Here is a 21,486-nt window from a genome sequence, read left to right as displayed (position 1 = left end):
TGGCGTAGGCCCGATCAAACCGCCACATAAACCGCGCGCAAGGGAGGACTTACCGAAGCGTCTACGAGTGAACGTCGATCTCGCCCTTGTAGGCGAAGCCGCGTATCTGCACGACCGGGGCGCCGGGCACGGCGTCGCCGTAGATCTCGCTGGAGACCCCGAATCCGCCGACCTCGACCCGCACGCCGGCCGGGACGATGATCTCCACATCGGACTTGTACGCGATCGCGCGGATGGTGATGACGTCGTCTTCCAGCTCCGCGGCGCGCAGGTCGAGCAGGCATCCGCCCTTGTAGATCACGGTGGTGTAGCCGTCGGGCAGCCGCCAGCTCCCGCCGCGCCGTACGGAGCTCTTGTAGGCGACCTGAAGACGGCCCGGACGTGAGGTCGGGGAGGCGGACTTGGTGGCCGCGGCGCCGGGCGCCGCGGCCACGGGCAGATCGACGAGCAGGTGGTCCAGTTCCGGCCGGGTCCGGGCGGCCAGCACCGACGCCGTGCGTTCGTCGAGTTCCCGGTCGGACAGCCGCCCTTCGGCGAAGGCGGTGTGCAGCCGCACCAGGACCTCGTCGCGCTCCACATCCGAGACCCGCATCGCGGGCGCCTTCTGGTGCTCGACGTCCATGCCATCTCTCCTCAGTCCCGATTCGAGATGTATCGTAACTCTAACTTCCTCCGGTTTCGAGAGGTATGTCAGAACGTGATGAGTGGATCACCGATGAAGTCGGCGATGAAGTTCGCGAAGAAGAAGCCGAAGAACAGGAAGTTCAGGACCAGGATCACGTAGTGCCACGGCCGCGGGCGGGCGGCGCGCGGCAGCCGGCTGTTGAGATACATCAGCATGAAGGGGTAGATGAGCGCGCCCAGGTTCGACATGTTGGCCGACCACTGGACCAGGCTCACCGGCAGCGCCAGGTGCAGGATGATCGCGATGACCACCAGCAGCACGATCATGAATGGGTAGTAGAAGCGCCGCGGGTCGCCCTCCACCAGCGCGCGCAGTTTCGGGCTCGTGGCGTGCGACGCGTCCGTGGTCACGCGGACCATGGCCTCGAAGATGCCGAGCTGGGTGCTGAAGAGGATCAGGATTCCGAGCACGAGTGCGACGTAGAACATCGCCCGGCCGTACTCCTGGTCGAGGGCGACCGCGACGAAGGTGGGCACGTTCTCCTGGGTGACCTTGTCACCGGTTATCTCCACCGCGCGGGCCATGAGGATGGTCGGCAGGAGCATGCCGAGCATGGCCCCGACGAAGAAGATGCCCCACATGTCGGTGAGCAGCAGGCGGTACCACCGTCGCCAGAGGGCGGTGTTCTTCTCGTCGTCGGGGAAGGTGACGCCGCTGGCGAGCAGTTGCCGGCGTTCGCCGCGCATCCCGGAGATGAAGCCGGCCCGGTGACCCATCCCGTAGCCCTTGTCCCGGTAGTGGCCCATGACGTACCAGTTGAGCCCGGAGGCCAGCGCGGTGAAACCGGCAAGCGCGCCGATCTGGGTGGCACTGATCCCCTCGGGTGGGGCGGCGGGGGTGACGAAACCGCGGATGCCGTCCCACCAGATGCTCCAGGGCACGATGAACAGGCAGACGAGCAGCAGCCCGATCAGGATCGCGCCGACCATGATCCAGTTGGCCAGCTCGAGCGCCCGGGTGATCCGCCGCGCGCCCGCGGTGATGAAGAAGACCAGCACGAGCAGCGCGATGGCCCAGAGCCTGGGTTCCTCGGCGCCCTTGGCCGGGATCTCACCGTGTACGAGCGCGTACATCCCCTGGCCGGCCGACGCGGCCCAGCCGCCGGCGATGAAGGCGAAGATGACGATGAAGACCGACAGCGGCACCCACAGCATCCAGCCGGGCGGCACCCGCCCCCATCCGACCACCGGGACCTCGCCCGTCGCAATCACGTAGCGGGAGCACTCGATGTTGTAGAACGTCTGCAGCACCGCCGAGATGACGATGATCCAGCCGACCCCCTCGAAGCCGAACTGCCCGACGGCCTGCGGCCCGAGCAGCCACTCACCGCTGCCGATCGAGATGCCGAGCGCGATGAGGCTCGGCCCCAGGGCGTACTTGAACAGCTGACCGGGTCCGATCCGAGCTACCTTGAAGACCTCTTCAGGGGTGGGCAGATCGGCGACGGCCAGATCAGGACGGCTCACTCCGAGCGGGTGGGTGCGGGCGGTGGGGGCGGTGGTGGCGGGGATCTCCTCGGCCATGGGCTTCTCCAGGCAGCCAGCCCCCGACGTGACAGATCACCTCGATATTCCGCTCCGAAAAGGGCTCCGGCAAGGCCCACAATCCGGCAATGTGACGAAAGTCCGCTTGACAGCGGCACGCGACGGGCGTGACCTGCGGTGCGGCTGGACATCACAATCAGGACATGAAACGACGCGCACTGGTGCTCGGCGGCGGCGGCCTGGCCGGCATCGCCTGGGAAACCGGAATCCTCACCGCTCTGGCCGACGCGGGCGCCGACGTGCTCGGCCCCGACCTGGTCGTCGGCACCTCGGCCGGTTCCACCGTCGGAGCGCAGGTGACGAGCGGCCTGGCCATGGAGGAGCTGTTCCAGCGGCAGGTCGACCCGGCCCTGCAGACCAGAGAACTCCCGGCGGACCTCGACCTCGCGGCGTTCACCGACACTCTGACGAAGATCCTCGCCGGAGCCCGTGACCCGATCGACGTCCGCCGCCGGATCGGAGCGTGGGCGCTCGAGACGCCCACCGTCACCGAGGCCGAACGGCGTGCGGTCGTCGCCGCACGGCTGCCGTCGCACACGTGGCCGCGACTTCCGCTCGCGCTGGTCGCCGTCGACGCGAACACCGGTGAGACCCGGGTCTTCGACGCCGCGTCCGGGGCCGACCTGGTCGATGCGGTGGCGGCGAGCTGCGCGGTGCCCGGCACCTGGCCCCCCGTGACCATCGGCGACCGGCGCTACATCGACGGCGGGGTCCGCTCCAACGAGAACGCCCACCTGGCCGCCGGGTACGACCAGGTACTGGTGCTGTCCCCGCAGCCACCGGGGACCCCCGCCCCGCCATGGGGCGGCCTCGACGACGAGGTCGATCAGCTGCGGCGCCGGGGCACCGAGGTGACGGTCGTGCGACCGGACGAGGGTTCCGTCGCGGCGATGGGCCTGAACCCTCTGGATCCCGTCATCCGGGCGCCGACGGCCCACGCGGGTCGCGAACAGGGGCGCCGCGAAGCCGCCAGGGTGACCTCGGCCTGGGGTTAGGCATCGCCTGCGGGTAGATTGCGCCATGACCATGCGGCAGGGAACCCAGAAGATCGTTCCAACCGACCGAGCGGTGCTCGACCGCGAGGTCGTGCTCGTGCTCGCCCTGTCGCTGGGCGCGTCCGGCGTGTCGGCGCTGATCTCGTTCGTCGGGTCGCTCACGGCCTCGCGCCCCCTCTCCCGGCAGACCGCACAGCTGATCACCGATCACGCACCCGGGCGCCCGTGGCTGGGCCTCGCCTGGCAGCTCTTCTCCATCGCCACCGCGCTCGTCCCCGTGGCGCTCGTGGCGCACCTGATGGCGCGGAGCGGTGAATCGCTGAGCGGCACCCTCGGGTTCTCACTCGCCCGCCCCGCGCGTGATCTGCTGCGCGGCGCCGCCGTGGCCGCGGTGATCGGCGGATCCGGGCTCGGGCTCTACCTTTTCGCCAGGCAGATCAGACTCAACCTGACCGTCGTCCCCTCGAGCCTCGACGACGTGTGGTGGCGGATCCCGGTGCTCGTCGCCGCCGCGGCACAGAACGCCGTGCTGGAGGAGACGATCGTGCTCGGCTACCTCGTCCACCGGCTCGACCAGCGGGGTTGGAGCCCGTGGCGGTCGACGGCCGCGAGCTCGCTGCTGCGCGGCAGCTACCACCTGTACCAGGGCGTCGGCGGCTTCGTCGGCAACGTGGTCATGGGCGTGATCTTCTGTTGGCTCTACCGCCGCTGGGGGCGGGTGATGCCGCTGGTCGTGGCGCACGCGCTGATCGACATCGTCGCCTTCGTGGGCGCCGTCCTGCTGGCCGGGAAGGTCGGCTGGCTGCCGGCCGGCTGAATCGACGTGCCAGTCTTGACGGTGTGACAGCGATGAGCGGGCTGAGCGGACTCGGACTCGGGCTGGCGGCGCTCGGCCGTCCGGCGTACATCAACGTGGGCCGGGAGGGAGCGCTGCCGGCCGATCGCAGCGTCGAGGCGATGCGGCAGGCGAGCCGCGATGTGCTCGACGCGGCCTACACCGCGGGCGTCCGGTGGGTCGACGCCGCGCGGTCGTACGGTCTCGCGGAGGAGTTCCTCGGCGGGTGGCTCGCCGATCGCGACCATCCTGACGTCACCGTGTCGAGCAAATGGGGTTACACCTACGTGGGCCGGTGGCGAACGGACTCCCCGGTGCACGAGGTGAAGGAGCACACGCTGCCTCGGTATCGCGCGCAGTTCGAGGAGAGCCGCAAGCTGCTAGGCGACCGGCTCGCGCTCTACCAGGTGCATTCGCTCACCCCGGACAGCCCGCTGTTCGGCGACGCCCCGTTGCGTGCCGTCCTCGCCGAGGCGGCGGCGTGCGGCCTGCGGGTCGGATTCTCCACTTCCGGCCCGGACCAGGCCGACACCGTACGCCGTGCCCTCGACCTGGAGGTGGCCGGGCAGCGGCTGTTCACCGCTGTGCAGTCGACCTGGAACCCGCTCGAGCCGTCGGTCGGAGAGGCGCTGCGCGAGGCCCACGAGGCGGGAGCGCATGTGCTCGTGAAAGAGGCACTGGCCAACGGACGGCTGGCCGTACGGCCGCCTCCCGAAGTGGCCAGGGCCGCGGAGCGCCACGGCGTGGGTCCGGACGCCATCGCACTGGCCGCGGCGCTCCACCTGCCGTGGGCCGACACGGTGCTCGCCGGCGCCGCGAGCGTGGCTCAGCTGCGGTCCAACCTGGCGGCCGTCACCGTACGGCTGGACGATGAGGATCTGGCCGGCCTCGCCCGGCTCGCCATCCCGCCCGCCCGGTACTGGGCGGATCGCGCGGCCCTGCCATGGAACTGAGCGCGGCCACCCCCATGGAACCGGCGGCGCAGCCCATCCGGGCGTGATCGTGGTTGCTCCGACACCGCGGCCGGGAGCGAATCCGGGAGGTCCCGGGCCAACCCGCTCGTACGCCCGAGCGGAAACCCGCCGACGCGGCGGATGCCCGGCCCCGCCGTTCGGGATGGAGGCGCCGCCTCGGATTAGGCTCAGATCATGCTGCTGCTCACCACGCTGGAGACATGGCTGGCCGAGACCGACGCACAGTTCGTGCTGGGTAACGGGTCGGCGTGGGCTCCTGACGAGACCGACGCCCTCGCCATCGCCGACGAGGCGTTCGACGAGGGTCAGGTCATCGCGCTCACCCTGGACCCGGTGCCGATCCGCCTGCCGCTGCCAGGCGTGATCGACCGCACACAGGTCGCTCGGGTCCGGTACGCGCGACGCGGGCCCGAGGGGCGGCACACCGGCCTGCTGGACAGGCCTGCCATCGCCGGGACACTCGATCTGCTGCCCCACCCGGAGGGCGGATGGTTCCGCCAGACCTGGGCGGCGCCCGTTCGCTTCCGGCCGGGCGGATATCCGGCGGAGCGGGCGAGCGCGACGGGAATCTACTTCCTGCTGCCGCCCGGCGAGGAGTCGATGTGGCACGTGGTGCGCTCGGACGAGGTCTGGCTGTGGCACCGCGGCGGTCCGCTGACGCTCGTGTTGGGCGGCACCGCGGACGAACCCGGGTCCGAGCAGGCCATCACCCTCGGACCGGACATCGAGAACGGCGAACGGCCCCAGGCCCTCGTGCCGGCCGGCACGTGGCAGGCCGCCAGACCGGCGGGTGACACGGAGGTTCTCGTCAGCTGCGTGGTCTCGCCGGGCTTCGACTTCGCCGACTTCCGCGCGCTCCCGTCATGACGCCCCGCGCAACCGGCACGCAACCACCGCGCAACCGCGTCATCACATACTGAGCGATTTGCCATATCGCCATTCTGAACAAATGGCTTTGTGTCAATGACCGAAACCCAGGCGGCTGTCACCCATATCTCTGTTAGGGTCGCTCGAATTCACCCGAGACAGAGAGATGGGAACAGCTGATGGGGCTCAATAGACGTTCCGTACTCGGGCTCGGCGGCGCCGCCGCGGTCGGTGCCGCGACACTCGCGCCGCTGGGCCCTCTGGTGAGCGCCGCGAATGCCGCCGAACGCGCTCCGCGCGGTCTGGCCAACGTCAAGGCGGTGTACGCCGCGCAGAAGAAGAAGGCCGGGGGAAGGTGGCATTCCTACGTCACCGCGATGCAGAACGGGGCATGGCGCAATGTCATCGCCGATGACATCGATTTCGTCATCGAGGGCGCCAGCGTGCAGAAACTCGCGGTCGCACTCGCGGTACTCGACAAGGTCGACAGGGGGCTGCTGAGCCTCGACCAGAAGCTCGACCTGCCGGAGAGCATCATCCTGGACGGCAGTGGCACCTACCATCTGCAGGCCGCCTTCGGTGACGACCTGACCATCGCCGGCTTCCTGGTCGCGATGCTGCAGGTGTCCGACAACACCGCGGTGCGGATGTGCGGGCGGGTCGCGCCCGGCCCGGAGATCAACGAGATCTTGGCGGCCAAGGGCTTCACCCACACGCGCGTCGAGCCGGTCGAGGGCAACCCGAACCGCTTCTTCCTGGGCACCACCACGCCGCGGGAGATGCATGCCCTCGTGAAGGGCCTGGCCGACCAGACCCTGCTGTCGGCGTCCTCCACCCAGGCGATGCTCAGGGTCATGCGCTGGTCGGAGGTGGGCTACGTCGACGGCGTTCGCCGCAACATGTCGTCGGCCGAGCGCGCCAGGATCGGCATCAAGTACGGCGCGAACGGGGACCTCCGCCACGAGGTGGGCGTGATCTTCGACACCGCCGGCGCGCCCATACTGGTGTTCTCCTATTTCGCCGATCAGGTGGGCGACGAGGACAACTACGGCGCCACGAACCCGGCCGTCCAGGCGCATGCGGTGCTCGGCCGGGCGATGCTCGACGCCGTCGGCGACACGACCAACGGCTCGGCTCGGGTGCGCCACCCCATCGAGACCTTCCGGGCCGCCGACTCGGCCTGACCCGGCGAGCGGCGCGAGAGGCGCCGACGAACCTCAGCGCCCTCCTGACCGGGATGGACGGCACGGACCGCCACCTGCCCGAGAGCGCTTGGCCATGAGATCCGTGCGGCCGATCCCCGCGCAGCCGGAGCTCGGCTCACTCATGCGGCGGGCGTGCTGCGCCCGCGATGAGACGGGCGCGGCGACGTAGGCGACCAGGTCGAGCCACCGCCATGGGGGACCTGGAGCGCCTCGTCGCCGCGCCTGCACACCGTCTCGGTTCGGCACCGGCCGCCGCGGACGGCGGCCGGCCGTCGTGGGTCAGCGGCGGCGGAAGCGGACGCGACGGAGGTAGTCGTACCCGACGCGGGCCGTCTTCAGCGGGTCCGGCTGGGTGTCACGTTCGACGATGTACTCCACGACGCCGGCCTCGTGACCGTGGGAGAAGATGCGCGGGAAGTCGATGGTGCCGGTGCCCAGGTCGGTGAAGGAGCCGTCGGCGGCCCGGTCCTTGACGTGGAACTGCTTGATCCGGCCCCGGTGCGCGTGGAACAGGCTGACCGGGTCGACGCCGCCGGTCATGGCCCAGTAGAGGTCCACCTCCAGGTGCACCAGTCTGCGGTCGGTGGCGGTGATGAAGTCGAAGGGCACCTCACCGGTCGGTAGCCTCGCGAACTCGTGCGCGTGGTTGTGGTAACCGAACTGGAGCCCGGCCTTCCGCGCCGCCTCGCCCGCCGGCTCGAGCTGGTCGGCGAAGGCACGCCACTCGTCGGCGGTCGCGAAGTTGGCGTACGGGTGCACGATGTAGCGATGGCCGAGGGTCCGCGCGTCGTCGAGGCTGGCCTGCCAGTTGTCGCTCACGCCGACATGGCCCGAGGTGGCACGGAGCCCGTGCCGGTTCAGGATGGCGCGGAACTGCTTGGCCGTCCGCCCGTGCAGCCCGGCGAGCTCGACCTTCTCGTACCCGATCTCGGCGAGTTTCTCGAGCGTTCCCTCGAGGTCGACCGCGAGCAGGTCGCGCAGCGAGTAGAGCTGGATGCTGATGGCGCTGCGCGGCACCCGCCCGTACCCGTGTCCGTGTCCGTGGCCACGACCGTGGTCGTGGCCGTGGCCGTGCCCACGGCCGGTACCGGTGGCCGACGCCGTGCCGGTCAGCGCCGCTCCGGCACCGAGGCCCATCGCCGTCAGCGCGGCTCCGCGCATCAGTGTGCGCCGGTTGAGATCGTTCATCGGGTTCCCTTCCTTCGCCTCCGTGGGGGTGCCCGCGGAGCGTCGTCTCCAGGTGTGCGGAGTCCTGCCGGATGGAGCTGAACGCGCTCGCCCGTACCGGGCCTGTGATGGACACGTGAGGAGAGCGCGCGATGGCCGCGCCCCCGCCCGGGAGTTCCCGGGCGGAGACGCGGTCGCGTCCGTCACTTGGTGGTGAAGGTGAATTCGTCGACGTCGTAGAGCGATCCCGCGCCGCCCTTGAACACGAGGTAGAGCTGTCCCTCCTGGGCGGGAGCCCTGGAGATGGTGCCGGTGACCTCGGCGAAGGTGTCCCAGCCGCCGGTATTGGCCACCGCGGCCGAGCCGACCAGCGTGCCGGTCGGCGACCCGATGCGCAGTTCCAGGGTGCCGCCGGCGCCCGCGGAGCTGACCCGGGCCTTGAACGAGGCCGCGCTGTCGAGCCGGTAGGGCTCGAACATGATCCAGTCACCGTTGTTGATGTTGCCCACGGTCTGGCCGCCGTGCGCGGCCTCCTTGTCCTCCCTGGTCACCCCGGACATCAGCGTGAAGTGCTCCGCCTGCCGGGTCTTGGGCTGGGTGTGGTTGACGTCGATGCCCTTCAACGGCACGACGTTCTTGTTCCCGCCCTCGTCGGTGTACTCGGCGGCCCAGACGCCGTAGGTGTTCTCCGACGGACCGTGGTCGCCGTCGCCGGGCGTCTGCAGCGTTCCCTCGCAGCCGAACCGCTCGGCGAGCGCGTGCGAGTGGGTGGCGTGCCCGAGCAGGTAGGTCAGCTTGACCTTGGAGCAATCGACCCTGCCGTCCTCGGGATCCTTGACCCTGATCTTGTACGGCACCGCGTCGCCGAAGTTCCAGAGCGACCCGTGCGCGGGCGTCACCAGGGTCACCTTCGGAGCCGTGTTGCCGACCGTGATCAGCACGCTGTCGGTGGACGACTTACCGCTCGCGTCGGTCACCGTCAGCGTCGGCGTGAACTGACCGCGCTTGGTGTAGGTGTGCCCGGGATTCGGCTTGGTCGAGGTCGTCCCGTCGCCGAAGTCCCAGTTGTACGTGATGGCGGTGCCCTCGGGGTCGGAGGCCGTCGAGGAGAAGCGCACCGTGAGCGGCCTCTTGCCGGAGGTCCGGTTGGCGCTCACACTCACCTCGGGCCGCCGCCCGGTGGTGCCGATGTGCTCGATCCTGAACACTCCGGCGTGGTCGTCGCTGGAGAAGTACTGCTCGGCGTAAGTGAGCACGTAGAGCGCCCCGTCAGCGCCGAATTCCAGATCCATGATCTTGTAGTTCAGCGGCCACGGGAAGTTCGCCACCGCTCCGGCGGAACCGTCGGAGTCGACCGCCGCGTGCTTGATCCACCTGCGTTCGAACTCGCCGAGGAAGACCTGCCCGTCGTACTCGGCGGGGAACTTCACCTGCGAGGCGGAGCTCTCGTCGTAGTGGTAGACCGGGCCGCCCATCGGCGACTCCGAGGAGGAGCAGCCCGAGGCAGGGTTCATGTCGGGGTTGTCGCAGCCGCTGTAACGGATCCACGCGGGCACCGGCTCGGGCAGTTGGGTGATGCCCGTGTTGCGCGGTGAGGTGTTCGCGGGTCCGTTCTGGCAGTCGTACTTCGGCCCGGTCGTCCCGGTGGCGAAGTCGTGGTCGCCGTAGGTGTCGGCCGGGGTGTTGTTCCCGGTGCAGTACGGCCAGCCGAAGAAGCCGGGTGCGGTCACCCTGGCGAACTCGACCTGGCCGTGCGGGCCGCGGGCGGGGTCGGCGTCATCGCCCTTGTCGGGGCCGTAGTCGCCCACGTAGACCGCACCGCTCTCATGGTCCACCGAGATCTTGAACGGGTTGCGGAAACCCATCGCGTAGATCTCCGGCTTGGTGTCGGCGGTGCCCGCGGTGAACATGTTGCCGGCCGGGATCGTGTACGAGCCGTCGCCCTCGACCTTGATGCGCAGCAGCTTGCCGCGCAGGTCATTGGAGTTCGCCGAGGTCCGCTGGGCGTCGAACGCCGGGTTGCGGTTCGCCCGCTCGTCGGTCGGGGTGTAGCCGTCGGACTGGAAGGGATTGGAGTCGTCGCCGGTGGACAGCAGAAGATTACCGGCGGCGTCGAACTCGATGTCGCCGCCGACATGGCAGCAGATGCCACGGGTCGCCGGCACCTGCATGATCTTCTGCTCGCTGGCGAGGTCGAGCTCGCCGGCGGTGCTCAGCTTGAACCGGGACAGCTGGTTGTAGCCCTCGTAGGGCTCGAAGTCCGCCGCGGTGCCCTCGAACGGGGCGTCCGTCAGCGGCGTGTCGAGCCTCGGCGCGTAATAGAGGTAGACCCACCGGTTCTCGGCGAAGCCGCTGTCGACGGCCACGCCCTGCAGACCGTCCTCGTCGTGGGTGTAGACGTGGATGTCGCCGGCGATCTTGGTGCGGCCGTTCTGGTCGGTGAGGCGCAACGTCCCGTCCCGGGAGGTGTGCAGCACCGAGCCGTCGGACAGGGGTTCGAACGAGATGGGCTCGCCGACCTCGGCGGGACCCTGCGCCAGGGAGTAGGGGTAGAAGTGGTCGTCAGGAGCGGCCTGCGCGGCGGCGGGCACGGCGGCGAGTCCTGCGACCGCCGTTATGACGGCGATCACAGCCGCCAGGAGCGGGTGCGGAACTCTGGGTCTACGCTGTGCGTTCGATCGGGTGGAGCTGAACACGAGGGGGTGTCCTCCTCACCGTCAGGGGTGCAGCGGGACTGAAAGAGTCTTGAAGATCGGTTTCGCGCCCTCCTCTCGACGGTGATCCCGGTGCCTGTCACCGGGCGGAACGGGGTCCGACCTGGCGGGGATTCGGGCCCCGTTCCCGCGCCGGGCGCGGCTTCGCCGCCTGCCTCAGGGCGTCCGCTCCCGATCCGGACGCACCGGTCTCCGAGCCGGGTACGACAGTTCCTTGATCCGGATGCTCCGGAAGGACACCTCGTCGCCGGTTCCGTGGTTCTGAATCCCGATATGGCCCTGCCGCAGGCTGCGCACCGGGTCCTGGTTGGTGAAGTCGTTGATCTTCACGCCGTTGAGGTAGACCCTGAGCCGTTCACCGCAGACTCTCAGCTCGAAGGTGTTCCAGTCGCCCGGCGGATTGAGCGCCGCGTCTCGGGCGGCGATGTCGGCCGCCTGGAATCCGTAGACCGAGCCCGTGGTCCGGTCCGGCGTGTCCGTGGCGTCGATCTGGACCTCGTAGCCGTTGTTCACCGCCGACCATGGGTCGTCGCTCGGCGGGAATCCGATGAACACCCCGGAGTTGTCGTCCCCGGCGAGCCGCCAGTCCAGTTTCAGCGAGTAGGCCTGGAACTCCCTGGCGGAGTACCACAGCATTCCCAGCCCGTCATGGGAGGTGAGGGTGCCGTCGGCCAGGGTGAAGCCGCCCGGCCCGGCCTGCCGCCAGCCCTCGGTGCCGGACCCGTCGAACAGCGGCGTGTAGCCGTTCTCAGGCCGGCAGTCGGCGCGGGCGAGGCCGGCCGCGTAGCGGATCCCGCCGAGCAGATGTGCGCGGAAGTCCGGCTCCGCGTAGGAGTCCTCGGTGTGCCCGCCCCCGGTGTACCAGGCGCGGCCCCCGGCGTACTCCTGACACCACGCGATCGGATGGTCGCCCATGTCGCCGCCGGAGTAGGTGCTCTCGTCCAGAGTCGCGAGCACGTGCACCCGCTCCCGCGGGTTGGCGCGGTAGTTGTACCACTCGTCGGTGCGGGGCCACTCGGACCCGAGATGGGCGGTCGATCCGTGCGCCCGGTCGGCCACCCTGACCACCGCGGGCTGGATGGCGGGGTGGTTCTTGAAGTACGCGCCGACCAGCCCGCCGTACCACGGCCAGTCGTATTCGGTGTCGGACGCCGCGTGCACGCCCGCGTAGCCTCCGCCCGAGGAGATGTACGACTCGAACGCCTCCTGCTGGCCGGCGTCGAGCACATCACCGGTGGTGCTGAGGAACACCACCGCCCGGTACCGGCTCAGGTTCTCCGGGGTGAAGGCGCCGGCGTCCTCGGTGGCGTCGACCACCATGCCCGCTCCCCCGCCCAGCTCCTCGATCGCCTGGACGCCGACCGGGATCGAGGAGTGCCGGAACCCGGCCGTCTTGGAGAAGACCAGCACCCTGGGGGGGTCCTGCGCCTGCGCGGACGGCACGCCCACAGCGGTGAACGTGGCCGCGGCTGCGGCTCCGGTGGCTAACGAGATCAGCATTTTCTGACGGCGCGGGGACATCGTCTGCTCCTCCTGTCGGCTGCGGTCAGGATGGGGTGGGGGGTGAGCAGGCATGCGGTCAGACGGGTTCAGCGCATGCGGTCAATCGGTCTCCGTGGGCTGAATGGTCGTCCAGCCGCTCCCGCCCGCGGCACTCTCCTCGACCGCCGTCAGGACCCGCTGGACCTGAAGCCCGTCGGCGAACGACGGTGTCGGATCGGTGCCGCCGGCGATGGCGGTCACGAAGTCGGCGACCTCGTGGGTGAAGGCGTGCTCGTACCCGAGAGCGTGGCCGGGCGGCCACCACGCGCCCGCGTACGGATGCGTCGGCTCGGTCACAAGGATCCGGCGGAAGCCCGCGGTGTCGGCGTCGAGGGTGTTGTCGTGGAACCAGAGCTCGTTCATCGCCTCGAAGTCGAAGGCCAGGCTGCCCGCCGAGCCGTTGACCTCCAGGCGCAGGGCGTTCTTGCGTCCGGTGGCGAACCGGGTCGCCTCGAAGGACGCCAGCCCGCCGCCGCCGAGACGGCCGATGAACAGCGCCGCGTCGTCCACGCTCACCTCGCCGCGGGCGGTGGCCGACCCGCCTGCGGCCAGCCCGGCGGACTCCTCCGCCAGCGGACGCTCCTTCACGAACGTCTCGGTGAGGGCCGAGACCCCGACAAGGCGGTCCCCGGTGACGAACTGCGCGACGTCGATGATGTGCGCGCCGATGTCTCCGAGGGCCCCCGAGCCCGCCTTGTCCCGCTGGAGCCTCCAGACCAGCGGGAACTCCGGGTCCGTGATCCAGTCCTGCAGATACTGGGCCCGGACGTGCCGGATCTCACCGAGCCGCCCTTCGGCGACCAGCCGTTGGGCGAGGGCGACCGCCGGCACCCGCCGGTAGTTGAAGGCCACCATCGAACGGACCCCGCGCTCACTCGCCTGGGCCGCGGCGGCGGCCATCGCCTCCGCCTCCGCGACCGTGTTCGCCAGGGGCTTCTCGCACAGCACGTGCTTGCCCGCCTCCAACGCGGCCACCGCGATCTCGGCGTGGGAGTCCCCTGGTGTGCACACGTCGACGACCTGTACGTCGTCGCGGCGCAGCAGGGCCTTCCAGTCCGTCTCCACCGACGCCCAGCCCATCCGGGCCGCGGCGTCGTCCACCTCAGGCCTGCTGCGCCCGGCGAGCGCGGCCATCACCGGCGTGTACGGAAGATCGAAGAAAGCTCCGACGTTCCGCCAGGCCTGCGAGTGGACCCGCCCCATGAAGGCGTAGCCGACTACGCCGACTCCTAGCTCGGGCTTTGGGCGGTCAGACATGGAATTCCCCCTGTTCGTTCGCGGTCAGGACTCGAAGCCCAGTGGCATGTACTGGTCGACGTTCTCCTTGGTCACCGTCTCAGACGCCAAGGTGATCGACTGCGGCACCTGCCGCTCGACCAGGTCGGTCATGCCCTTGCCCTGGGCGATGAGCCTGGCGAGCTTGATGGCCGACGAGGCCATGGTCGGGCTGTAGGTCACGGTCGCCTCGAGCACCCCACCGGCCTTGATCTCCCGCATGGCGTTGGCCGATCCGGCGCCTCCGACCATGAAGAACTCCTTGCGGTTCGCCTGCTTGATCGCGGCGAGTACGCCGACGCCCTGGTCGTCGTCGTGGTTCCAGAGCGCATCGATCTTCTTGTGCGCCTGGAGCAGGTTGCTGGCCACCGAGTTACCGGTCTCGACGGTGAACTTGGCGTCCTGCTTGGCGGTCACGGTGAAGCCGTGGGTCTTGAGAGCGTCGGCGAAGCCCTTGCTGCGGTCCTGGGTGAGCGGCAGCGTCGCGATCCCCTGGATCTCCACGATGACCGGGTTGGACACGCCCTTGGTCTTGAGCTTGGACCCGATGTAGTCGCCCGCGGCGACACCCATGCCGTAGTTGTCGCCCCCGACCCAGGAGCGGTACGAGAGCTTGTCGGGGAAGATCCGGTCCAGGTTCACCACGGGGATCCCCGCGTCCATGGCCTTGCGGGCCACCTGGTTGAGCTGCTCGCCGTCGTTCGGCAGCAGGACCAGCACGTTGACCTTGGCCGAGATCAGCGTCTCCACGGCCGAGATCTGCTGGTTGATGTCGTTGGTCGGCTCGACGGCACGGAAGGTCACGTCGGAGTACTGCTTGGCCTGGGCCGCCGCGTTCTTGGCGATGGCTGCGATCCAGCCGTGGTCGGCCGCGGGGGCGGAGAAGCCGATCGTGACCTGCTTGCCCGCCTTGTCGTTGTCGCCGGCGGCGGCCACCGTCTGCTGTGCGGAGTTGTCCTCCTTGGGGTCGTTGCCCGTGCACGCTGCGGCGAGCGCGCCTGCGCCGGCCACCGCTCCGCCGATGAGCAGGCCTCGGCGGTTGAGGCTCTGTGCCATGTCGTACTCCTTGAAGGTTTCGAGGACGCACCGGCCCTGGGAACCGGCGCCGTTGCGCCGCTTCCTGGTCCTGCGGGCTGTCTTATGGGGATCCCGGCGGGGGCGGGAATCGCGGGGATTGAAGGTGCTAGGTGGTCGATTCGAGGTAGCGCCGCTGCAAGAGCACGGCGATGACGATGATCACTCCCTTGGCGATGAGCTGGTCGCTGGTGTCCAGACCGTTCAGGATGAACAGGTTGGTGATGACCGTGAAGATGAGGACGCCGAGGATCGACCCGAAGATCGTGCCGCGGCCACCGGTCAGCAGCGTCCCTCCGATGATCACCGCGGCGATCGCGTCGAGTTCGTAGAGATCGCCGTGGGTGCTGGAGCCGGTCGTCGTCCGCGCCATGATGATGATCGCGGCGATGCCGCAGCACAGTCCGGAGAGCGTGTACAGGAAGAGCGTGTGCCGCCGGACGTCGATGCCGGCCAGCCGCGCCGCCTCGGGGTTGCCGCCGACCGCGAACGTACGCCGGCCGAACGTCGTGCGGTTGAGCAGGAGCCAGCCGCCCACGGCCACCGCCGCGAAGATGAACACCACGAGCGGCAGGCCGAGCACCCTGGTGGTGGAGAGGGACTCGATCGCGTTGTTCTCCGGCTGGATGAGCTGGGTCTTGCGGTCGGACATGCGCTGGGCGAGGCCCCGTGCCGCCACGAGCATCGCGAGCGTCGCGATGAACGGCACGATCCGGCCGTAGGAGATCAGGAGCCCGTTCACCGCGCCGACCCCGGCGCCGACGAGGATGGCGCACATGATCATGACCGCTGGGCCGTACTCCTGGGTGGCCAGCGTGGTCGCCCACACCGAGGCCAGGGCCATCGCCGCGCCGACCGAGAGGTCGATGCCACCACCGGTGATCACGAAGGTCATGCCCACGGTGATGACGCCGATGGTGGAGGCGAGCGCGAGGATGCCGACGAGGTTGCTGGAGGTGGCGAAGTTCTCCGGCTTGGTGACCAGGCCGATCACCACGAGCAGCGCCAGCGCCACCAGCAGGCCGAGGTGCCTGGCATCCCTCACGCGTGCGAGGACCGGCAGGTTCTCCCGCCCCTTCGTCAACGCCACCCCGGGCGTGGACGGGGAGTCTTCGGTCTTCGAAACCGGAGAGGTCAACGCGGGCTCCCTTCCATGATCATGTGGAGTACGTCGCTCTCGTCCAGTTCGGGAGCGGCAGCCTCGTGGATGAGGTGGCCCTCGCGGATCACGAGGACACGGTCGGCGAGCCCGAGCACCTCGGGCACCTCGCTCGACACGAGCAGCACGGCGATGCCCTCGTCGGCGAGCCGCCGGATCACCGCGTACAGCTCGACGCGGGCCCCGACGTCCACACCGCGGGTGGGCTCGTCGAGGAGCAGCAGCCTGCGTCCGTTGACCAGCCAGCGGGCGAGCACCGCCTTCTGCTGGTTGCCGCCGGAAAGCGTCTTGACCTTGCGACGCGGATCGGCCGGCCTGATGTCGAGGGCCTTCACCTGCTCGTGCGCCTCGGTCAGCTCCCGGCGCCGGTCCAGCCAGCCGAAGGAGGCGTACCTGCTCATGCCGGCCAGGCTGATGTTGCCCGCCACGCTGTCGTCCAGCAGCAGCGCCTGGCTCTTGCGCTCCTCGGGCGCCAGGCCCATGCCGCGCCGTACGGCCACGCTCGTACTGCCCGGGCGCACGGGGCGGCCGTCGAGCAGGACCCGGCCGGCACTCGGCTTGCGCGCACCGTAGATGGCCTCCAGGATCTCCGAGCGGCCGGAGCCGACCAGCCCCGCCAGCCCGACGATCTCCCCGGCGCGCACGCCGAAAGTGACGTCCTCGAACGCCCCGCGCAGGGACAGGCCCTCGACCCGCAGGACCTCCGGCCGGTCGTTGCGCGCTTCGGGCCGGTCCGGGAACACGTACTCGACGGACCGGCCGGTCATCAGCGCCACGACCTTCGCGGTGGGCGTCTCCTTGGCCGGCAGGCCGACCGCCACCGTGCGGCCGTCCTTGAGCACCGTGACCCGATCGCCGATCTCCCTGATCTCCGCGAGCCGGTGGGAGATGTAGACGACGCCGACGCCGGAAGCGGCGAGCTCACGGATGATCCGGAAGAGGTTGGCCACCTCGTCGTGGGCCAGCGCGGCGGACGGCTCGTCCATCACGATCAGCCGGGCCTCGTGGGACAGCGCCCGCGCCATGCTGACGACCTGCTTGCGAGCCGCCGGAAGTCGTCCGACCTCTACGGTCGGTGAGATCTCCGGGTGACCGAGCCGGCGGAGGATCTCCCGCGCGGCCCGGTTCATCTCGGACCTGCGGCTGAACCCGTACGTGGCGTGCTCGTGCCCGAGGAAGATGTTGTCGGCGACGGTCAGGCCGTCGACCAGGTCGAGCTCCTGGTAGATGGTGGATATGCCCTGCCGCATCGCCGCGGTCGGGGTGGCCAGCCGTACCGCCTCGCCGTCGAGCCTGATCTCGCCGTCGTCCGGCTGATGCGCGCCGGACAGGACCTTGATCAGTGTGGACTTGCCGGCCCCGTTCTGGCCGAGCAGGCAGTGCACCTCACCGGCGGTCACCTCCAGGTCGACGCCGTCCAAGGCGCGTACGCCCGGAAACGTCTTGACGATGCCGCTCATGACGAGGAGCGGACTCCCGGTCCCGGAGATATTCATTCACGCCGTTCCCTTCAGGGTGCTTGGCGTGAAAGTACCCACCTTTGACCGTCTTGAGAAGACCTTTCTCTAAGATCCTTCAAACTTTCATCTCTTCGTGGACAAACCCGGCCGTGGTCCGGTGTAAGAGCGCCCGAACGGGAGGCCGGTGGCCCTCAGCCGGGGACGGTGTCGCGCCGGCCGGCCATCGACGTGAGGACGTGCTCGACGAGAGTGATGAGCACCTGCTTGCCCGACTCCTTCTGCCGCACGTCACAGGTGATCACCGGGATGGCGGGGTCGAGGTCCAAGGCGTCTCGAACCGCTTCAATCGAATGCCCCGTGTTGGTGTCGAACCGGTTGATCCCGACGATGAACGGCACTCCGCGCCGCTCGAAGTAGTCCACGGACGCGAAGCAGTCGGCCAGGCGCCGGGTGTCGACCAGCACCACCGCGCCGAGCGCCCCCTGCGAGAGCTCGTCCCACATGAACCAGAACCGGTCCTGCCCCGGGGTGCCGAAGAGGTACAGCACGAGTCCGGTGCGCAGGGTGATGCGACCGAAGTCCATGGCCACCGTCGTCGTGGTCTTGCTCTGCACCAACGACAGGTCGTCGACGCCCACGCTCTTCTCGGTGAGCTGCTCGTCGGTGCGCAGCGGGCGGATCTCGCTGACCGATCCCACCAACGTGGTCTTCCCGACACCGAATCCCCCGGCAACCACGATCTTGACGGCCAGGGAGGGATCCGCCGCGTCAGAGCGCCCGGAGTCCATTGATCACATCCTTGAGTACACGCTCGGTCGGGAATTGGGCGACCCGCATCGGCTGCCGGATCTGGACCAGGCCGTTGTCGAGCAGGTCCCCGAGCAAGATCCTTACCACACCGAGAGCGAGGTCGAGGTCGGAGGCCAGCTCGGCGATGGAGAGCGGGCTTCGGGCCAGTGTCAAGATCATCTCATGTTCCGGCCCGAGTACCGGCGCCTGGTGAGAGGCGACGCCGCCGGCGCCCGGCCGCGCCTCGACGGTCACGACGAGACTGACGAGGTCGAGGTCGCCATGAACCGTGCACGTCCGGCCGCCGGTGAGCGCGAAGGCCGGCACGACCGGACCGGCGTCGTCGTCGAGCCACCCCTCGCCGAAGTCGGCCCCCTGGAACGGGGGCCGGTCAGTCATGACGATCGGCCAGGGCGGGCCGTGGAGTCGTCGCCAGGTGATCCCCCACCCTGGTGACGAGCATGGCCATCTCATAGGCGATGACCCCGACGTCGGCCTCAGCATCCGCCAGCACGGCCATGCACGCCCCTTCGCCGGCGGCCGTCACGAACAGGAAGGCGTTCTCCATCTCGACGATGGTCTGCCGGACCGGCCCGCCGCCGAACTCCCGTCCGGCGCCCCTCGCCAGGCTCTGGAAGCTGGCCGCGACCGCGGCCAGATGCTCGGACTCCGCCCGGCTCATACCGCCGGACGAGGCGATCCGCAGACCGTCGCTGGACAGCACCGCCGCGTGGCGCACCTCCGCCACCCGTTTGACCAGACCGTCGAGCAACCAGTTGAGCTCGCCCGTCGAAGCCGCTTCAGCCATCAGCCGTTCTCCTCAGTGCCCGATCGTGGCGATGGTCCCGCGGGGGTCTCGGCCCTGTGGGCGTCGATCCGTCCGCGCTGCCATCCGCGCTGCATGGCGGCCATCCTGCTGCGTAGCGCTTCAGGAGGCCGGTCGTTATCCGTTCCTGACCCTGCCCCGGGCTCTGACTCGGCCGCGGGAGCAGGTGCGCTCGGTTCCTCCCGCAGCCGCGGGGCCAGGCTGGCCTGACGCCTGCGGCGCGGCAGTTCGCCCTCACCGCCCTGCGACCGGCTCGCGTCCGCGACGGCATCCGCGACGGCGTTCCCGCCGGCACCCCTCCGGGCATCCGAAGCCGGACGCGGATCCCGGCCCGAAGCCGGCCCCGAGGCCGAATCCATGGCCCGCGCCATGGCCCGCTCCGTGACCGGATCCGTGACCGGATCCGTGGCTGGATCCGAAGGCGCGGCGGCCTCCGGTCCCGGCAGGTCCTCGATCACAGCGGCCGGGATGAGGACGATGGCCATGGTCCCGCCGTACGGCGAGGCCCTCAGCGTGACCTGGATGTCGTGCCGCTCGGCCAGCCGGCCGACCACCAGCAGTCCGAGCCGGGCGCTCTCGGACAGATCGAACTCCGGTGGATCCGCGAGCCGTTCGTTCAGCTGGTCTCGGGTCTCGGAATCGAGGCCGAGCCCACGGTCTTCGATCTCGACGACGAAGCCCTTCGCCACCCGGTGACCGCTCACCTGGACCGGCGTGGCCGGCGGTGAGTACAGGGTGGCGTTCTCGATCAGCTCCGCGAGCAGGTGGATGGTGTCGGTGACGGCCGTGCCGGCCAGCGCGGCCGACTCGATGGCCAGCACCTTGACCCGCGGGTAGTCCTCGACCTCGGCGGCCGCGCCGCGCAGCACGTCCACCATCGGCACGGGCTTGCGCCACGCGCGCCCCGCCGGCTTGCCCGAGAGGATGACCAGGCCCTCGGCGTGCCTTCGCATCCGGGTCGAGAGGTGGTCCAGCTTGAACAGGTCGGCCAGCTCGGCCGGGTCGTCCGATCGCCGCTCCATCGCGTCGAGCAGCTTCAGCTGGCGCTGCAACAGCACCTGGTTGCGCCGAGCGAGGTTCACGAAGACCTCGCTCACCGCCCTGTGCACCGCGGCCTCGTTCACCGTCGCTCCGACCACGGCCCTCCGCGATTTCACGAAGGCGTCGTTGAGCTCCTCGGCCTCGGAGATGGCGAAGGAGAAGTCGGGCGCCTCGAAGTCCGGATCGACGTCCTCACCCCGCCGCGCGCGTTCGGCGACCTCGGGCAGCCTCTTGTCGCTGAAGTGGTTGACCGCCCGGGCCAGACCGCGGAACTCGCGCACCAGCCTGCGACCCACCCGGAACGAGACGACGAGCGAGACCACGATCGCGATGAACCCCAGGCCACCGGTCAGCCCGAGCCTGAGTAGCACCACGACGGCGTAGCCCTCGGCCCGGTTCGTCAGATCCTCGACCGCGGCCATCCCGAGCCCCCACAGTTTCGTGGTGACCTGTCCGGCCTCGGCATGCCACGCCCGCGCGTCCAGGGAAGGACGCGTCCCCTCGTGGATCATCCGGTCCTCTAGCGCACGGAACCGGATCACCTCTGGAGAGGAGTTGAACGCCTTGTAGCGGGACAGGTCGCCGGCCTGGAGATAGGGCTCGCTGGCGGCGAAGGTGTAGCGCTGTTGCGCGACCAGCCGGGCGAACTGCTCGCGCTCGCCCGCCGTGTAGCGGCCGACCGTGAGCGCCCCGGTGAGCAGCGCGTCCTCACGCGACAGCAGCTCCTGCACCATGCCCCACGTGGTCAGCGTGCGCCCGTCCCTGGCGATCCGCCCGTCCTTGGGGTCGACGCGTGCGTACATCCCGAGCGCCCCGTCGACGAGGGCGCTGAACTCGTCGAGCACCCGCTGTCGATCGACCGTACGGCTGTCGATCGATCGGCGCAGGGCGTCGATCGCACCGAGTCCGGAGACGAGGCCATCGGCTCGCGTCGTCGTGTCGGCCTCGATGACGTCCCTGAGGTCGCTGTCGGCCACCGAGCGCCGGAAGGCCGATCTCGCCCGGTCGGTCTGGGCGCGAGGGCCGCCGAACGCCGCATGGGTCACGGTGGCGTCTCCGGCGAGGAAGGCGATGGAAAGACGCCTTTCTCGCTGCATCGATTCGATGAGCGACTGAGTGGGGCGCAGAAGTTTTTCGTCGAGCGTCTTGGCATGCGTCAACTGCAACGCCGCACCGAGGGTTATGGCGGCAGAGAACAGCCACAGCGCAAGCAAAGCGACAAGCGGCAGGAAGAGGAGAGAAACAAGCTTCGTTCCGATCGACCGATGGCGGGACACCGGCGGGGAAGTCGGCATGACAGGGATGCCTCCCGGGTGTATTCGGTTATGGGCTCA

18 protein-coding genes are annotated in these 21,486 nt (G+C 69.5%); 5 read left to right on the top strand and 13 right to left on the bottom strand.

The genetic code is table 11. The features are described from left to right. Positions 1-61: 61 nt before the first annotated feature. On the bottom strand, positions 62-622 hold the full coding sequence (locus HKK72_RS10565) for a DUF1707 domain-containing protein (protein ID WP_187234119.1): 561 nt from the start codon (positions 620-622) through the stop codon (positions 62-64). Between the two features lie 68 nt (positions 623-690). Then, on the bottom strand, positions 691-2,208 hold the full coding sequence (locus HKK72_RS10560) for an Nramp family divalent metal transporter (protein WP_187234118.1): 1,518 nt from the start codon (positions 2,206-2,208) through the stop codon (positions 691-693). A 164-nt stretch (positions 2,209-2,372) separates the two neighbouring features. Between HKK72_RS10560 and HKK72_RS10555 the strand changes: the two genes are divergently transcribed. From HKK72_RS10555 to HKK72_RS10535, 5 genes are all read left to right on the top strand, one after another. Beyond that, on the top strand, positions 2,373-3,224 hold the full coding sequence (locus HKK72_RS10555) for a patatin-like phospholipase family protein (RefSeq protein ID WP_187234117.1): 852 nt from the start codon (positions 2,373-2,375) through the stop codon (positions 3,222-3,224). Positions 3,225-3,249: 25 nt separating this feature from the next. Next, positions 3,250-4,041, top strand: coding sequence for a CPBP family intramembrane glutamic endopeptidase (locus tag HKK72_RS10550; RefSeq protein ID WP_187234116.1), 792 nt, complete (start codon positions 3,250-3,252; stop codon positions 4,039-4,041). A 32-nt stretch (positions 4,042-4,073) separates the two neighbouring features. Further along, the gene (locus HKK72_RS10545) at positions 4,074-5,012 is read left to right on the top strand and encodes an aldo/keto reductase (RefSeq protein ID WP_187234115.1); all 939 of its coding nucleotides are present in this window, start codon (positions 4,074-4,076) and stop codon (positions 5,010-5,012) included. Between the two features lie 195 nt (positions 5,013-5,207). Then, positions 5,208-5,900 (top strand): cupin domain-containing protein, encoded by a 693-nt coding sequence (locus tag HKK72_RS10540; protein ID WP_187234114.1) that lies wholly within the window; start codon positions 5,208-5,210, stop codon positions 5,898-5,900. Positions 5,901-6,079: 179 nt separating this feature from the next. After that, entirely contained in the window at positions 6,080-7,084 is a 1,005-nt protein-coding gene (locus tag HKK72_RS10535) for a serine hydrolase (protein WP_187234113.1), read from the top strand. A 300-nt stretch (positions 7,085-7,384) separates the two neighbouring features. Here the strand turns inward: HKK72_RS10535 and HKK72_RS10530 are convergent, their stop codons facing one another. From HKK72_RS10530 to HKK72_RS10480, 11 genes are all read right to left on the bottom strand, one after another. Next, positions 7,385-8,293: a sugar phosphate isomerase/epimerase family protein gene (locus HKK72_RS10530; RefSeq protein ID WP_187234112.1), complete on the bottom strand. Its 909-nt coding sequence runs from the start codon at positions 8,291-8,293 to the stop codon at positions 7,385-7,387. 182 nt (positions 8,294-8,475) lie between these two features. Next, a complete protein-coding gene (locus HKK72_RS10525; RefSeq protein WP_222720559.1) occupies positions 8,476-10,902 on the bottom strand; it encodes a PQQ-dependent sugar dehydrogenase in 2,427 nt (808 codons plus the stop codon). A 240-nt stretch (positions 10,903-11,142) separates the two neighbouring features. Next, positions 11,143-12,507, bottom strand: a complete 1,365-nt coding sequence (locus tag HKK72_RS42085) for a ThuA domain-containing protein (protein ID WP_187234110.1) — start codon at positions 12,505-12,507, stop codon at positions 11,143-11,145. Positions 12,508-12,588: 81 nt separating this feature from the next. Further along, complete coding sequence (locus HKK72_RS10515) at positions 12,589-13,785, bottom strand: Gfo/Idh/MocA family protein (protein ID WP_187234109.1); 1,197 nt, start codon at positions 13,783-13,785, stop codon at positions 12,589-12,591. A gap of 24 nt (positions 13,786-13,809) precedes the next feature. Next, complete coding sequence (locus HKK72_RS10510; protein WP_187234108.1) at positions 13,810-14,859, bottom strand: substrate-binding domain-containing protein; 1,050 nt, start codon at positions 14,857-14,859, stop codon at positions 13,810-13,812. Positions 14,860-14,986: 127 nt separating this feature from the next. Next, a complete protein-coding gene (locus HKK72_RS10505) occupies positions 14,987-16,015 on the bottom strand; it encodes an ABC transporter permease (RefSeq protein WP_187234107.1) in 1,029 nt (342 codons plus the stop codon). Further along, positions 16,012-17,496 (bottom strand): sugar ABC transporter ATP-binding protein, encoded by a 1,485-nt coding sequence (locus tag HKK72_RS10500; protein WP_261986707.1) that lies wholly within the window; start codon positions 17,494-17,496, stop codon positions 16,012-16,014. The genes HKK72_RS10505 and HKK72_RS10500 overlap by 4 nt, the downstream gene beginning before the upstream one ends. Positions 17,497-17,687: 191 nt before the next feature. Then, a complete protein-coding gene (locus tag HKK72_RS10495) occupies positions 17,688-18,284 on the bottom strand; it encodes a GTP-binding protein (RefSeq protein WP_187234105.1) in 597 nt (198 codons plus the stop codon). Further along, positions 18,265-18,684, bottom strand: coding sequence for a DUF742 domain-containing protein (locus HKK72_RS10490; protein WP_187234104.1), 420 nt, complete (start codon positions 18,682-18,684; stop codon positions 18,265-18,267). The genes HKK72_RS10495 and HKK72_RS10490 overlap by 20 nt, the downstream gene beginning before the upstream one ends. Beyond that, positions 18,677-19,093 carry a roadblock/LC7 domain-containing protein gene (locus tag HKK72_RS10485; protein ID WP_187234103.1) on the bottom strand — a complete coding sequence of 139 codons (417 nt, stop codon included), beginning with the start codon at positions 19,091-19,093 and terminating at the stop codon, positions 18,677-18,679. Before HKK72_RS10485 ends, HKK72_RS10490 begins: the two co-directional genes overlap by 8 nt. Beyond that, positions 19,093-21,318, bottom strand: coding sequence for a nitrate- and nitrite sensing domain-containing protein (locus HKK72_RS10480; protein ID WP_187234102.1), 2,226 nt, complete (start codon positions 21,316-21,318; stop codon positions 19,093-19,095). The genes HKK72_RS10485 and HKK72_RS10480 overlap by 1 nt, the downstream gene beginning before the upstream one ends. Positions 21,319-21,486: the final 168 nt, after the last annotated feature.

It is taken from the genome of Actinomadura sp. HBU206391, assembly GCF_014323665.1.
Lineage (GTDB): Bacteria > Actinomycetota > Actinomycetes > Streptosporangiales > Streptosporangiaceae > Actinomadura_C.
The sequence above is the reverse complement of the archived record's forward strand: the minus strand, read 5'-3'. Positions and strand labels throughout refer to the sequence as shown.

Bases quoted from the DNA above. Each gene is read 5' to 3' on its own strand.
- HKK72_RS10530 (WP_187234112.1), bottom strand. From the start codon at position 8,293: ATGAACGATCTCAACCGGCGCACACTGATGCGCGGAGCCGCGCTGACG.
- HKK72_RS42085 (WP_187234110.1), bottom strand. From the start codon at position 12,507: ATGTCCCCGCGCCGTCAGAAAATGCTGATCTCGTTAGCCACCGGAGCC.
- HKK72_RS10540 (WP_187234114.1), top strand. From the start codon at position 5,208: ATGCTGCTGCTCACCACGCTGGAGACATGGCTGGCCGAGACCGACGCA.
- HKK72_RS10550 (WP_187234116.1), top strand. From the start codon at position 3,250: ATGACCATGCGGCAGGGAACCCAGAAGATCGTTCCAACCGACCGAGCG.
- HKK72_RS10555 (WP_187234117.1), top strand. From the start codon at position 2,373: ATGAAACGACGCGCACTGGTGCTCGGCGGCGGCGGCCTGGCCGGCATC.
- HKK72_RS10535 (WP_187234113.1), top strand. From the start codon at position 6,080: ATGGGGCTCAATAGACGTTCCGTACTCGGGCTCGGCGGCGCCGCCGCG.
- HKK72_RS10500 (WP_261986707.1), bottom strand. From the start codon at position 17,496: ATGAGCGGCATCGTCAAGACGTTTCCGGGCGTACGCGCCTTGGACGGC.
- HKK72_RS10490 (WP_187234104.1), bottom strand. From the start codon at position 18,684: ATGACTGACCGGCCCCCGTTCCAGGGGGCCGACTTCGGCGAGGGGTGG.
- HKK72_RS10560 (WP_187234118.1), bottom strand. From the start codon at position 2,208: ATGGCCGAGGAGATCCCCGCCACCACCGCCCCCACCGCCCGCACCCAC.
- HKK72_RS10495 (WP_187234105.1), bottom strand. From the start codon at position 18,284: ATGGACTCCGGGCGCTCTGACGCGGCGGATCCCTCCCTGGCCGTCAAG.
- HKK72_RS10510 (WP_187234108.1), bottom strand. From the start codon at position 14,859: ATGGCACAGAGCCTCAACCGCCGAGGCCTGCTCATCGGCGGAGCGGTG.
- HKK72_RS10565 (WP_187234119.1), bottom strand. From the start codon at position 622: ATGGACGTCGAGCACCAGAAGGCGCCCGCGATGCGGGTCTCGGATGTG.
- HKK72_RS10485 (WP_187234103.1), bottom strand. From the start codon at position 19,093: ATGGCTGAAGCGGCTTCGACGGGCGAGCTCAACTGGTTGCTCGACGGT.
- HKK72_RS10515 (WP_187234109.1), bottom strand. From the start codon at position 13,785: ATGTCTGACCGCCCAAAGCCCGAGCTAGGAGTCGGCGTAGTCGGCTAC.
- HKK72_RS10545 (WP_187234115.1), top strand. From the start codon at position 4,074: ATGAGCGGGCTGAGCGGACTCGGACTCGGGCTGGCGGCGCTCGGCCGT.